This window comes from Novosphingobium sediminicola, from assembly GCF_014196525.1.
GTDB classification, from domain to species: domain Bacteria; phylum Pseudomonadota; class Alphaproteobacteria; order Sphingomonadales; family Sphingomonadaceae; genus Novosphingobium; species Novosphingobium sediminicola.
On the sequence record NZ_JACIDX010000001.1, the window covers coordinates 538,511 to 551,608 of the forward strand.

General features: G+C 62.9%; 18 protein-coding genes. 9 read left to right on the top strand and 9 right to left on the bottom strand.

The annotated features are described in order from the left end of the window. Window positions 1-52 precede the first annotated feature (52 nt). From GGR38_RS02565 to hisB, 7 genes are all read right to left on the bottom strand, one after another. Window positions 53-430, bottom strand: coding sequence for a histidine triad nucleotide-binding protein (locus GGR38_RS02565; protein WP_183622265.1), 378 nt, complete (start codon window positions 428-430; stop codon window positions 53-55). Between the two features lie 3 nt (window positions 431-433). Then, window positions 434-772 carry a phosphoribosyl-ATP diphosphatase gene (locus tag GGR38_RS02570; protein WP_183622266.1) on the bottom strand — a complete coding sequence of 113 codons (339 nt, stop codon included), beginning with the start codon at window positions 770-772 and terminating at the stop codon, window positions 434-436. Between the two features lie 45 nt (window positions 773-817). Further along, window positions 818-1,012 (bottom strand): hypothetical protein, encoded by a 195-nt coding sequence (locus tag GGR38_RS02575; RefSeq protein WP_183622267.1) that lies wholly within the window; start codon window positions 1,010-1,012, stop codon window positions 818-820. A 131-nt stretch (window positions 1,013-1,143) separates the two neighbouring features. Further along, complete coding sequence (gene hisF, locus GGR38_RS02580; RefSeq protein WP_183622268.1) at window positions 1,144-1,908, bottom strand: imidazole glycerol phosphate synthase subunit HisF; 765 nt, start codon at window positions 1,906-1,908, stop codon at window positions 1,144-1,146. A 235-nt stretch (window positions 1,909-2,143) separates the two neighbouring features. After that, the gene (gene hisA / locus GGR38_RS02585; protein ID WP_183622269.1) at window positions 2,144-2,872 is read right to left on the bottom strand and encodes a 1-(5-phosphoribosyl)-5-[(5-phosphoribosylamino)methylideneamino]imidazole-4-carboxamide isomerase; all 729 of its coding nucleotides are present in this window, start codon (window positions 2,870-2,872) and stop codon (window positions 2,144-2,146) included. A 1-nt stretch (window position 2,873) separates the two neighbouring features. Then, window positions 2,874-3,494 carry an imidazole glycerol phosphate synthase subunit HisH gene (gene hisH, locus GGR38_RS02590; protein WP_183622270.1) on the bottom strand — a complete coding sequence of 207 codons (621 nt, stop codon included), beginning with the start codon at window positions 3,492-3,494 and terminating at the stop codon, window positions 2,874-2,876. A gap of 8 nt (window positions 3,495-3,502) precedes the next feature. Next, window positions 3,503-4,111, bottom strand: coding sequence for an imidazoleglycerol-phosphate dehydratase HisB (gene hisB / locus GGR38_RS02595; RefSeq protein WP_168605928.1), 609 nt, complete (start codon window positions 4,109-4,111; stop codon window positions 3,503-3,505). Window positions 4,112-4,455: 344 nt separating this feature from the next. Here hisB and GGR38_RS02600 point away from each other — a divergent pair, with 344 nt between their 5' ends. The 9 genes from GGR38_RS02600 to GGR38_RS02640 all read left to right on the top strand — a co-directional run bounded on the left by GGR38_RS02600 (window position 4,456) and on the right by GGR38_RS02640 (window position 10,608). Further along, entirely contained in the window at window positions 4,456-4,953 is a 498-nt protein-coding gene (locus tag GGR38_RS02600; protein ID WP_183622271.1) for an SspB family protein, read from the top strand. A gap of 5 nt (window positions 4,954-4,958) precedes the next feature. Then, window positions 4,959-5,222 carry a hypothetical protein gene (locus GGR38_RS02605; RefSeq protein WP_183622272.1) on the top strand — a complete coding sequence of 88 codons (264 nt, stop codon included), beginning with the start codon at window positions 4,959-4,961 and terminating at the stop codon, window positions 5,220-5,222. Between the two features lie 43 nt (window positions 5,223-5,265). Next, window positions 5,266-5,946 carry a guanylate kinase gene (gene gmk / locus GGR38_RS02610; protein ID WP_183622273.1) on the top strand — a complete coding sequence of 227 codons (681 nt, stop codon included), beginning with the start codon at window positions 5,266-5,268 and terminating at the stop codon, window positions 5,944-5,946. Window positions 5,947-6,248: 302 nt separating this feature from the next. Continuing rightward, on the top strand, window positions 6,249-6,914 hold the full coding sequence (locus GGR38_RS02615) for a queuosine precursor transporter (protein WP_183622274.1): 666 nt from the start codon (window positions 6,249-6,251) through the stop codon (window positions 6,912-6,914). Between the two features lie 61 nt (window positions 6,915-6,975). Then, a complete protein-coding gene (gene argB, locus GGR38_RS02620) occupies window positions 6,976-7,887 on the top strand; it encodes an acetylglutamate kinase (RefSeq protein WP_183622275.1) in 912 nt (303 codons plus the stop codon). 150 nt (window positions 7,888-8,037) lie between these two features. Continuing rightward, window positions 8,038-8,331 carry a YggT family protein gene (locus GGR38_RS02625; protein ID WP_172341650.1) on the top strand — a complete coding sequence of 98 codons (294 nt, stop codon included), beginning with the start codon at window positions 8,038-8,040 and terminating at the stop codon, window positions 8,329-8,331. Next, window positions 8,328-9,242: a bifunctional methylenetetrahydrofolate dehydrogenase/methenyltetrahydrofolate cyclohydrolase FolD gene (gene folD / locus GGR38_RS02630; RefSeq protein ID WP_183622276.1), complete on the top strand. Its 915-nt coding sequence runs from the start codon at window positions 8,328-8,330 to the stop codon at window positions 9,240-9,242. Before GGR38_RS02625 ends, folD begins: the two co-directional genes overlap by 4 nt. 41 nt (window positions 9,243-9,283) lie before the next feature. Beyond that, window positions 9,284-9,937, top strand: a complete 654-nt coding sequence (locus tag GGR38_RS02635) for a Cif family virulence factor (RefSeq protein ID WP_221226957.1) — start codon at window positions 9,284-9,286, stop codon at window positions 9,935-9,937. 41 nt (window positions 9,938-9,978) lie between these two features. Next, on the top strand, window positions 9,979-10,608 hold the full coding sequence (locus tag GGR38_RS02640; protein WP_183622278.1) for a MarC family protein: 630 nt from the start codon (window positions 9,979-9,981) through the stop codon (window positions 10,606-10,608). On the opposite strand, the gene GGR38_RS02645 is transcribed toward GGR38_RS02640, so the two are convergent. Continuing rightward, a complete protein-coding gene (locus GGR38_RS02645) occupies window positions 10,594-11,565 on the bottom strand; it encodes an NAD(P)H-dependent flavin oxidoreductase (RefSeq protein ID WP_183622279.1) in 972 nt (323 codons plus the stop codon). The two genes, GGR38_RS02640 and GGR38_RS02645, sit on opposite strands and share 15 nt — an antisense overlap. A 271-nt stretch (window positions 11,566-11,836) precedes the next feature. Continuing rightward, window positions 11,837-13,098 (bottom strand): electron transfer flavoprotein-ubiquinone oxidoreductase (locus GGR38_RS02650; protein ID WP_183622280.1); only part of this gene is annotated, 1,262 nt, incomplete at its 5' end.

Genomic DNA, 13,098 nt, shown 5'->3' on the forward strand with positions numbered 1-13,098 from the left:
CGCCCTTGCGAATAAACGCGCTTATTGGGCGATCATGCGGCCCCCGCCGCCTTTAGGCGGCAATCATCCGGCCCAACGGCTTGCCGCCGAACAGGTGGACATGCAGATGCGGCACTTCCTGTCCGCCATCCATGCCCACATTGGCGAGCAGGCGATAGCCCGGTGCCACCAGCCCCTGTTCGCGCGCGACATGGCCGACGGCGCGGATGAAACCGGCGATTTCCTCAGCCGGGGCATGGGCCGAAAAATCGTCCCACGACACATAGGCGCCCTTGGGGATCACCAGAACATGCACCGGAGCCTGAGGCGCGATGTCGTGAAAGGCCAGCGCGAAATCGTCCTCATAGACCTTCTTCGCCGGGATCTCGCCGCGCAGGATGCGGGCAAAAATATTGCTGTGGTCATAGGCGAGCGTGGGGTCGATCGGCATCGGTCAGTCTTCCTTGCGGCTGGCTTTTTCGACGATCCCGCTCACGCCTTCGCGGCGGTCAAGCTCGTCGGTGATGTCGGACAGGGCGATGCCCTTGGCATTGAGCAACACCAGCAGGTGGAAAAGCAGATCCGCCGATTCCCCGATCAGCCCTGCGCGATCATCGGCCATGGCCGCGATCACCGCCTCAACGGCCTCCTCGCCCACCTTCTGAGCGATCTTGGGCACGCCGCGCGCGTTCAGCTTGGCCACATAGGAGGAGGAAGGGTCGGCGGCGGCGCGCTGGGCGATGGTGGCTTCAAGCCGGGCCAGCGTGGCCAAGGGATGGACGGTGTCGTTCATGGTGCCTGCGATGGGGCGGGCGCGCCGCGCCGTCAAGCCCGGAAGTTAGGCCATAGCGGGCGTATTGGCCTTGGCGGGCCGACTGCTGCCGCGATATCCCAGCATCAGCCCGGCCAGACCCAGCGCCGCCATCGCCATATTCGACGAGGTCAGGCCCGAAAGACCATGCGATGCCAGCATAGGCTGCACCAACATCGCGCCGATCAACAAGAGGGCCGCGATATTCAGAAACAGACGCATGAGAAACTCCCCGATTGACGGAGATAGTTAATGCATGATGCGTGCCATTCATTTATAACTTTGAAATCATTTAAATAAGCAATTAACCATATGTGTCGATTGATAAAAATTCCGACACCATGCGTTAACCCCTAGCCGCCCCGCGCCGGCAGCCCCGCCGCCCGCAGCGCACCATGCGCCTCGGCAATCGAATGCTTGCCAAAGTGGAAGATGCTGGCGGCCAAAACCGCGCTGGCATGGCCCTTGGTCACGCCCTCGACCAGATGATCCAGATTGCCCACGCCGCCGCTGGCAATAACAGGAATTCCGACACTGTCGGCAATCTTGCGCGTCAGTTCCAGATCATAGCCCGCCTGCGTGCCGTCGCCATCCATGCTGGTCACCAGCAATTCGCCCGCGCCCAGTTCGGTCAGGCGTACCGCATGTTCGATGGCGTCAATGCCGGTGGCCTTGCGGCCGCCATGGGTAAAGATCTCCCATTTACCGGGGGCAACGCGGCGAGCATCGACCGAGGCCACAATGCACTGGCTGCCGAACTTCTCGGCAATGTCGCGCACCACCTCGGGACGGCTGACGGCGGCGGAATTGACCGCCACCTTGTCCGCACCCGCCAGCAGGAGCGCGCGGGCATCCTCGGCGCTGCGCACGCCCCCGCCCACGGTCAGCGGCATGAAGCAGACCTCCGCCGTACGGCGCACCACATCGAGCAGCGTCCCGCGCCCCTCATGGCTGGCGGAAATGTCGAGGAAGCACAATTCATCTGCCCCCGCCGCATCATAGGCCCGCGCCTGCTCCACCGGGTCGCCCGCATCGATCAGGTCGACAAAGTTCACGCCCTTGACCACGCGCCCATCGCGGACATCGAGGCAGGGAATTACGCGGATACGAACGGTCATGGTTTTATGCCTCCGGCGGGCAAAGGGATTCGATCCCTTTGCAATCCCGTTAATAGGGTGGCGCTATGTCCGAAGCATCGCGCCATGCATATAATACCCTGCGGCGCGACAAAGGAGCGTCAAAAGCGCCGCAGGCTTTAAATCTCAATAGCTGCGTCCGACACCGAAGGGCGAACCCATGGCACCACGCAGGCAGTAACGGGAGCGCGAGGGCCTAGACCCTCGCATCTATCCCTTACTCCTTATTCGCCATCGCAATCGCGGCCGCCAGATCGAGCTTGCCCTCAAACAGCGCACGGCCGGTGATCACACCCTCAATCCCATCCTCGGCATGGAGCGCGAGCAACCGGATATCATCCAGCCCCTTGACCCCTCCGCTCGCGATCACGGGAATATTCACCCGGCGCGCCAGATCGACGGTCGCCTCGATATTGGCGCCTTTCAGCAAGCCATCGCGGCCAATGTCGGTAAACAGCAGCGAAGCCACGCCCGCATCCTCGAACCGGCGGGCCAGATCGACCACGGCCACATCCGACACATCGGCCCAGCCCTGCGTCGCCACAAAACCGTCGCGCGCGTCCACGGCCACGACGATGCCGCCGGGGAACTCTTTGGCCATGTCCTTGACGAATTCGGGGTCTTTCAACGCCGCCGTGCCCATCACCACGCGCGACACGCCAAGGTTGAACCAGCCCTCGACCGATTCGCGCGTACGGATGCCGCCGCCCAATTGCACATGGCCTTCAAAGCTCTGCAGGATCGCCTCAACCGCCTCGCGGTTTTCCGCCCGGCCCGCAAACGATCCGTCCAGATCGACCACATGCAGGAACTGGCTGCCAGCAGCAGCAAAGATCTGCGCCTGCGCGGCGGGGTTGTCGCCATAGACCGTGGCGCGATCCATATCGCCCTCGGCCAGACGGACGACCTGACCACCCTTGAGGTCGATGGCGGGAAAAACGATCATCTTACGGATTCCATGTCAAAAAGCGGGAGAGCAGGTCCAGCCCATAGGACTGGCTCTTCTCGGGGTGAAATTGCACGCCAAGGATATTGTCGCGCCCCACGGCGGCGGTCACGCCCCCGCCATGGTCGGTCATGGCCACGATATGATGGCCATCCTCAGCGACAAATTCATAGGAGTGCAGGAAATAGGCCTCGCCCGGCTCGATCAGCGGAGCGTGAGGTTGGACGCCCACATCGTTCCAGCCCATATGCGGGATCTTGATGGTGGGATCGGCGCGCTCGATCAGGCGCACTTCGCCCGGAATCCAGCCCAGCCCCTCGGTAATGCCATGCTCGACCCCCTGCGTGGCCAGCAATTGCATACCCACGCAAATGCCGAGGAAAGGCGCCTCACCCACCAGCACGCGCTCTTCCATCGCGGCGACGAGGCCGGGGATCGCGCGCAGCCCTTCGGCGCAGGATTTGAACGAGCCGACGCCGGGCAGCACAATCCGGTCGGCCGCGCGCACCACATCGGGGTCGGCCGTGATCTTCACCGCTTCGGCCCCGGCGGCTTTCAGCGCATTGGCCACCGAATGCAGGTTGCCCGCGCCATAATCGATCAGGGCCAATACTTCAGACATGACTCACCTCAGCCATTCAGAGTTCCATCCCCAAGCAGACCCTTGGTAGAAGGCACCGCCCCGCCCTTGCGCGGGTCCAGCTCGACCGCCGTACGCAAAGCGCGGGCAAGGCCCTTATAGATGCCTTCGATGATATGGTGGTTGTTCTGGCCATAGAGCACTTCGATATGCAGCGTGATGCCGGCGGCCTGAGCAAAGGAATGGAACCAGTGCTCGAACAATTCGGTGTCCATCTCGCCCAGCTTGTGGACGGTGAACGCCGCCTTCCACACCAGCCAGGGGCGGCCCGAAATATCGAGCGCCACGCGGGCCAGCGCCTCGTCCATGGGCGAATAGACCTGACCATAGCGGCCGATCCCGGCCTTGTCGCCAAGCGCGGCCGAAACGGCCTGACCGATAGCGATGCCGCAATCCTCGACCGTGTGATGCTGGTCGACATGCAGGTCGCCCTTGATCTTCACGGTCATGTCGATCAGCGAGTGGCGCGACAATTGCTCCACCATATGATCGAGAAAGCCGATGCCTGTAGAGACATCATACTTCCCCGATCCATCGAGGTTCACTTCCACGAGAATATCGGTCTCGTGCGTCTTGCGGGCGATACGGGCGGTGCGCATGGTGCCCCTATACGCCCGATCGCCTGCGTGGCAAGATGGTGCGGTCGCTGTTCCGCAACGAAAGTCGATGCCATGCGCCCGGATGCCCTGCCGACACGCCGCGTAAGCCTTTCTGTCGAACACAGGCTGGCCTTGCTGTTCCTTGCGCTCAACTGTGTCCTGCGCCTTTGGCACCCGGCCTTTATCCCGCATGATTTCCTGCGCGGTCTTGGCACGGGCTTTGGCATAGCCAGCGCAATCTGCTACATTTTGGAGCTGATCCGTATCCGGCGCAACCACGCGGCAGCGCAAGATGCAAACACAGGCTCTTGACCGCGGCCATCCTAAGCGCCACTTGGGAAGACATGACCGACGAGACCCCCGACAGCCTGATCCCCTATGACGAAATCGTGCAGGAAGCGCTGCGCGCCGTGGTGGGCCGCGTGCTCGGCCAGGTGGCCAGCACGGGCGGCTCGCTGCCGGGCAATCACCATTTCTACATCACTTTCAAAACTCAGGCGCCGGGCGTCGATATTCCCGCCCATCTCAAAACCCGCTTTCCCGATGAAATGACCATCGTGCTCCAGAACAAGTTCTGGGATCTGAATGTGGGCGAGGATCATTTTTCGGTCGGGCTGACCTTCAATCAGGTGCCCGCCATTCTGATGATCCCCTTTGCCGCGATCACCGCTTTTGTCGATCCGGCGGTCGATTTCGGCCTCCAGTTTCAGGCCTCGGTCGAGGACATGGAACCCGAACTCCACGATGAAGCCGAAAACGACTCGCCCGACGGCGACAGCCCCATCGCGACCAGCGAGGATGGCTCGAATGTCGTCACGGTGGATTTCGGCCGCAAGAAGTAAAACCGATGAGCGCTCCCAAACTTACCAGCCTGATCCGCCAGAATGGCCAGTCGCTGGTCAGGAGGGCCGTCGATACGATCATCGTGCAGGATAAGGCGGGCGATCAGCAGCGCATCTCGCTGCCCCGCAAGCTGGCCGGTTTCGCGCTGACGAAGCTGGCCACGCGGTCGGTTCCCGGCGCGATCCTGGTGGGCGGGGTGCTGCTGGCCAAACATCTGCACGACCGCAAGCAGGAACACAAAAAGGACAAGGACGAAGGGGCCAAATAAACAGGCCCCTTGATCGCGCGGCGATGTTGCGGCATCGGACGCCATGGCTCCTGAATCGCACGATCTGCACCACACAGACCACCACCACCCCGACCTGCACCGTCGCGGGCTGATGTTCATCCTGTCGAGCCCGTCGGGCACCGGCAAGACCACGATCGCCCGCCGCCTGCTGGCCGAAGATCATGCGATCAACCCCTCGGTTTCGGCCACCACCCGTACACCCCGCCCCGGCGAGGTCGATGGCGTGGACTATTTCTTCGTCAGCCAGCCAGAATTCGACAGCATGGCCGAAAATGACGAATTCTACGAATGGGCCGAGGTTTTCGGCAATTGCTACGGCACGCCCAAGGCCCATATCCGCGCCGGACTGAAACACGGTAAGGACTTCCTCTTCGACATCGACTGGCAGGGCACGCAGCAGCTCTATCAAAAGGACGCGCAGGACGTGGTCCGCGTCTTCCTCCTGCCCCCCAGCATCGAGGAACTGCACCGCCGCCTGTCCGGCCGCGGCACCGACAGCGCCGAAGTCATCAACGCCCGCATGGACCGCGCCCGCGCCGAAATCAGCCACTGGGACGCCTATGACTATGTCGTGGTGAACGAGGATCTGGACGAGTGCTATGAGCAGGTGAAGCTGATCCTGGCCGCAGAGCGTTTGCGGCGTAAGCGTCAGACGGGGTTGATCCCGTTTGTGCGCGGGTTGTTGCGGACCAAGCATGGGTGAGGGTTTGCGGGTTTAGAGGTTTGCCTCCGGCGGGCAAAGGGACTCGTCCCTTTGCAATCCCATTACCGGGGTGGTGCTGGGTTCATGACCTAGCGCCCTTAGTTTTGAAAGCCTGCGGCGCGGCGAACTTGCACTGATCAGCGCCGCAGGCTTTAAAATTCAAACATCACGTCCGACACCTTTCGTCTCCGCCTTGGCGCAACGCCGACAGTAGCGGGATTGCAAAGGGCCCCCGCCCTTTGCCCGCCGGAGGCACCCTAACCTCCCTTGCGCCCCAAAAACCCTCCCGCTACACCCCCATGATGAACCAGCCGAAAACCGCCCCCAACATCCCGCTTTCCCTCTTTGCCGGCTCGCTGCTTTACGGCGGCCTGTGCGTGCTGGCGGGCGTGCTGGGGACTAAAATTGCCGATCTTGGCACATGGCCGATCCTTGGCAATCTGGCGGTGGAGAGCGGGATTTTCGCTTTCCTGATCCTTGTCGTGCTGGGCAGCGCGACGGCGGAGCTGCATGGCACGGCGACGGCCAACCGGCTGGTTCGCTTTGGTTTTGTGCCCTTGATCGTGTCGATGGCGCTGCTGATGATCGTCATCCACGCCGTTCCGCCCGCCCCGTTCTGGCCCGATCAGCCCGCCTTTGCCCATCTGTTGGGTCAGGGCGCGCGGATGCAATTTGCCGGACTTTGCTCTTATGGCACCTCGCAAACGCTTAATGTCTATGTCTTTTCGCGTCTGGCGCAGGGCAAGGACGGCAAGCACCTGTGGCTGCGCGCATGGGCGGCCAGCCTGCTCAGCCAGATCGTCGATACGCTGATCTTCATCACCATCAGCTTTTACGGCGTGCTCGACCTTGGCCCGTTGATGAAGGGGCAGATCATTTCCAAGCTGGTGCTTTCCACGATCATGGTGCCGCCGCTGATCTATCTGTTTGTCGCGCTCGGGCGCTGGCTTGATCGCGGGGGGGCTTGATCGCGAAAAGCCCGCGTAAAAAACACTTCTATTCCGCCAAAAGCGCGGTAAACGGCGCCCCATGAACGACTCCACCACTTCCTTGCTCGCCAAAGCCGAAACGCTGATTGAGGCCCTGCCCTATCTCAAGCGTTACGAAGGCCGCACCTTTGTCGTAAAATACGGCGGCCATGCGATGGGCGATCCCGCGCTGGCGCAGGATTTTGCCGAGGATATCGTGCTTTTGAAGGCCGTGGGCATCAACCCCGTGGTCGTCCATGGCGGCGGTCCGCAGATCGGGCGGATGCTCAAGGCGCTTGGCATCGAATCGCAATTCGTCAATGGTTTGCGCGTCACCGACAAGGCCACCGCCGAGGTTGCCGAAATGGTCCTGTCGGGCGCGATCAACAAGGAACTGGTCAGCTGGATCAGCAAGGCGGGCGGCAAGGCCGTCGGCATTTCCGGCAAGGATGGCGCGCTGGTCACGGCCCGCAAGGTCGAGGCGCAAAAGCTGGGCAAGGCCATCGAGGACCCCGACAGCGGCGAGGCCATCGTGGTGGACCTGGGCTATGTGGGCGAACCGGACCATATCGACACCTCGATTCTGGAAACCCTGTCGAGCGCGGGCCTGATCCCGGTCATCGCCCCCATCGCGGTGGGCCATGACGGCGAGACTTACAACATCAACGCCGACACGATGGCGGGCGCGATTGCCGCCGCGATCGGCGCGGCCCGCCTGTTCCTGCTGACCGATGTTCCGGGCGTGCTGGACAAGGACAAGAACCTGCTGACCGATCTGACGCCTGCCGACATTGAGGCGCTGGCCGAAGATGGCACGATCAGCGGCGGCATGATCCCCAAGCTGGCCACCTGCACCCATGCGGTCGAGGCCGGATGCGAAGCCGCCGTCGTGCTGGATGGCCGCGTCCCCCATGCCATGTTGCTGGAATTCTTCACCAGCAAGGGCGCGGGCACGCTGATCCGCAAGGCTTAATCGCGAATTGGCGATGTTTTGCAGGAATCCTTTCCTGCACCCTTGCCAAATTTGTAAGCAACACTTACAATCCTTCCTCAGCGCTCCGGTTGCGCGCGTGGCCTGCCTCGGCTAGGCCACACGCTCTGCCATTGGGAGAGGAAGCGCCCCGTGATTAACGAAGTGATTATCCCCATACTGTTGTTGTTGGCCGATATCGTGTCAACGGCCGTTCTGGTGCAGGTCGTTCTCGGGTTGCTGATCAGCTTCAACGTCGTAAACCTGCATAATCCGCTGGTTTCCGGCATCTGGCAGGCGCTCAACGCGATTCTGGAGCCGATGTTAAGGCCGATCCGCCGGTTGATGCCTCACACCGGCTTTATCGACCTTTCGCCGATGGCGCTGCTGGTGCTGATTCGCATCGTCATCATCTTGCTGGTTTACATTGGGAATCATTACGGATGAGCGAGAACAAAATTATCGACGGGAAGGAATTTGCCGAAAGGCTGCGCGCGCGTATCGGCGTGCTGGCCGGTGAGTTCGAGGCCAAGGCCGGTCGCAAGGCAGGTCTTGCCGTGGTGCTGGTGGGCGAGGATCCCGCCAGCCAGGTCTATGTGTCCTCCAAGGGCAAGCAGACCGTTGCGGCGGGCATGAACAGCTTTGAACACAAGCTGGCCGCCGACGCCAGCGAGGAAGAGCTGCTGGCCGTCGTGGCAAGCCTCAACGCCGACCCGGCGGTCGACGGCATTCTGGTCCAATTGCCCCTGCCCCGCCATATGGACGAGCAGAAGGTGATCGCCACCATCGACCCGGACAAGGATGTCGATGGCTTTCACGTCACCAATGCGGGCCGTCTGGCCGTGGGTCAGGCCGGCTATGTGCCCTGCACGCCGCTGGGCTGCCTGATGCTGCTGGAGGATCGTCTGGGCGACCTCAAGGGCCTGAACGCCGTGGTGATCGGACGCAGCAACATCGTGGGCAAGCCTATGGCGCAACTGCTGCTCTCGGCCAATTGCACTGTCACCATCGCCCATCGCCACACCAAGGATCTGGCCGATCTCGTGCGGCGCAGCGACATTGTCGTGGCCGCCGTTGGCGTGCCCGAAATGGTCAAGGGCGACTGGATCAAGCCGGGCGCGACCGTGATCGACGTGGGCATCAACCGCCTTCCCCCCGCCGAAGGCAAGACCAAGGGCCGGATCGTGGGCGATGTCGATTATCAAGGCGCGGTTCAGGTGGCCGGCGCCATCACCCCGGTGCCGGGCGGCGTTGGCCCCATGACGATTGCAGTGCTGCTGCGCAATGCGCTGGTGGCCGCTTATGCGCATGAAGGTCTGACGCTGGCCACTGCCGACCTGCCGGAGCATTCGATCTGATGACAAAGCCCGCCTTTCTTGTGAAATTTGGAAGGCGGGCTTTGCCTGCTCTGGTGATCGCGGCCGTGTTGCCCGGCGCGGCCATGGCCCAACGCCCGCCCAAGGGCATGGCCACGATGTTCGCTTTGCCCAGCGACATTATCGCCCGCGAAATCGGCTTTGCCCGCGCGGTGCGCGACAAGGGGCAGTGGCAGGCGTTCCGCGACCATGCCGCGCCGGACGCGCAAATGTTTGACGGGGACAAGGTTGTGCAGGTGCAGGATTTCGCCCGCCACCGCGCCAATCCCGCCCAGCCGCTGCAATGGCAGGTCCACAATGTCTGGATGAGCTGCGACGGCGCCACGGCCATTTCCTATGGCGGATGGCAGGCGGGCGCGTCCCATGGCTGGTTCTCGACCGTCTGGCAGCGGCAGAAGAAGGGGCACTACCTCTTCGTTTTGGATCAGGGCGGCGCCACCGACAAACCGATGGCCGAACCCGAATGGGCCGAGGCCAAAGTGGCCGAATGCGGCCCGCGCGGGCAAAAGGCGCTGGAATTCATGCCCCCAGCGGGCGGCGATCACCTCTCGGGCCAGAGCAGCGACCATTCGCTCGAATGGTCCACCTCGGCCCGCCCCGACGGCACGCGCGACTATGTGGTCAGCGTGAAAATTGCAGGCAAGATGAGCGAAGTGCTGCGCCGCGCCTCGAAATAGGCCCCCTTCCGCTGAGCCTCACGCTGGGGTAAGGCAAGGGTATGCTTGAACTTTTCATCTCCACTTTCGCCACGCTTTTCGTGGTGATCGATCCGGTTGGCTGCGCGCCGATCTATGGCGGGCTGACGGCCAGCTATACGCCGCAGGCCGCGCGCAGCACCGCCATCCGCGCCAGCATCATCGCCAGCACGATCCTGATCATCTTTGCCTTGTTCGGCAAAGGCTTGCTGGCGGCACTGGCGATCGAGCTGAATGCTTTCCGCATTGCTGGCGGCGTGATGCTGTTCCTGATCGCGCTGGAAATGGTGTTTGAAAAGCGCACCCAGCGCCGCGAGGAACGCGTGGAAAAGGTGCTCCACACACCTGAACCGCATGAGGATATCAGCGTCTTTCCGATGGCCATGCCGATGATTGCGGGGCCGGGCTCGATTGCTACGGTGATGCTGATGATGGGCCATGCCAATGATCGCATCGGAGCCGCCGTGGTGCTCGCCGCGCTGATCTGCGTGCTGCTGCTGACGGCGCTGGCGCTGCTGGCGGCGGGGCCGATCATGCGCCTGTTGGGCAGCCGGGTCGAGGCGGTGATCACCCGCGTACTGGGTGTGCTGCTGGGCGCGTTGGCGGTGCAATATGTGATCGACGGGGTGCGCGGGGTTCTATTGGGCCACTAAGCGGGCCAGCCTGTGTTGGATGATTGTTTCCGCCTCGCTGACGATGCGCGAGATGAGTTGTTCGCAGGTTGGGATGTCATGGATGATGCCCATGACAAGGCCAGCGGTGATGACGCCATGGGCGGTGTCGCCGGTGCTCAGGCCCTCGCGGCCGCGGGCGCCTTTGACCAGCGGGGCGATGGTTTCAAACGGTTCGCCCCGGCTTTCGGCCTCGCGCACGGCCTGAGAGATGGTATTTTTCGCCACGCGGGCGGTGTTGCGATAGGTACGGAAGATGAGGTCGGTGCCCCGCTCGTCGCCCTCGACCAGCATGCGCTTGATGTCGGGGTGGATCGGGGCCTCGACCGTGGCGCAGAAACGCGTCCCCATGTTGATGCCCTCAGCCCCCAGCGCCAGCGCGGCGGCAAGACCCCGCCCATCGCCAAAACCGCCGCTGGCCAGCAAGGGCACACGCACCTTGTCCGCCGCCGCCGGGATCAGGATCAGGCCGGGAATGTCATCCTCGCCGGGATGCCCTGCGCATTCGAAACCGTCGATGCTGATGATGTCGGCCCCCATCCGCTCGGCCGAGAGCGCGTGGCGCACGGCGGTGCATTTGTGCAAAACCGTGATGCCGTGGCTCTTGAAGTCCTCGACATGCTCACGCGGGTTGTGGCCTGCCGTCTCAACGATTTTGATCCCGCTCTCGATGATCGCGCGCCGATATTCGGCATAGGGCGGCGGATTGAGCGAGGGCAGCAGCGTCAGATTGACCCCAAACGGCTTGTCGGTCAGCGCGCGGCAACGCTCGATCTCGGCCCGCAAAGCATCCGGGCTAGGACAGGTCAGCGCGGTGATGATCCCCAGCCCGCCCGCGTTCGACACCGCGCTCGCCATGTCCGCCGTGCCAACCCACATCATCCCGCCCTGAACGATGGGGTGTTTGATTCCAAGCATTTGCGTGATGCGGGTTTGCATGGGGGTGGTCCTCTCGGTTGGGGGTTTTGCCTCCGGCGGGCAAAGGGCGGGGGCCCTTTGCAATCCCGATATGGGGGTGGTGGGAGGTTGGCTGGGATGGTTTGGGGTTCGAGGGTTTGAAGGCCTGCGGCGCGGCGAGCTTAGACCTGTCCGCGCCGCAGGCTTTTCAATTGTTAAGGGTGCGTGCCGGGCGCTTTGGCCGAACCGGTAGCGCAACAAAGACAGTAACGGGAGCGCGAGGGTCTAGACCCTCGCATTTCCTCCTTCTTCCTCACATATTGGGATAATTGGGCCCGCCGCCGCCTTCGGGCGCGATCCATGTGATGTTTTGCGTGGGGTCCTTGATGTCGCAGGTTTTGCAATGGACGCAGTTCTGGGCGTTGATCTGGAGCCGTTTGCCGCCACCCTCGCCGCCCGGAGCATCGACGAACTCATAGACCCCGGCCGGGCAATAGCGCGCCTCGGGCCCGGCATAGCGCGGCAGGTTGATCGCGACCGGCACCGCAGGATCACTCAGGCGCAGGTGGCACGGCTGATCCTCCTCATGGTTGGTGAAGGAGAAGGAGACATTGGTCAGCCGGTCGAAGCTGATCACGCCATCCGGCCTGGGATAGGCGATGGGCTGATACAGGTCCGCCCGCCCCGTCGCCTCGGCGTCGGTGTGGTGGGCCATCGCGCCAAACGGATTGATGCGCAGATACCGCGCCCACATGTCCGCCCCCGCCAGCACCGTGCCCAGCGCCCCGCCGAACTTCGCCACCAAGGGCTGCGCATTCTGCACCAGCTTGAGCTCATCGGCGATCCAGCTTTCACGCACAGCCGCCTCATAGCCATCAAGCTGCGCGCCTTCCTGACCCGCCGCAATGGCCGCCACAATCGCCTCGGCGGCCAGCATGCCGCTCTTCATCGCGGTATGGCTGCCCTTGATGCGCGGCACGTTGACAAAGCCCGCGCTGCACCCGGCCAGCACCCCGCCCGGGAAGGCCAGATGCGGCACCGATTGCCACCCGCCCTCGTTGATCACCCGCGCGCCATAGCTGACCCGTTTGCCGCCTTCGAGGATCGCGCGGATCGCGGGATGCTGCTTCCAGCGCTGAAACTCTTCATAGGGCGACACATGCGGGTTTTTGTAATCCAGCGCCGTCACAAAACCCAGCGCGACCTGCCCGCCAGCCTGATGGTAGAGGAAACCCCCGCCCCAGCTCTCACTCTCGGACAGCGGCCAGCCCTGCGTATGCAGAACCCGCCCCGGCACATGTTTGCCGGGCGCAATATCCCACAATTCCTTGATGCCCAGACCATAGACCTGCGGCTGACAATCGCGCTCAAGATCGTACTTCGCCTTGACCCTTTTGGTCAGATGCCCGCGCGCGCCCTCGGCCAGAATGGTATATTGCGCCGTCAGGTTCATGCCGGGCTGATAGTCCGGCTTCGGATTGCCCTCGTGGTCGACGCCCATATCGCCGGTCTGCACACCGATCAGCCGGTCGCCATCATAGAGCAGCTCGGCTGCCGGGAAGCCGGGGAAGATCT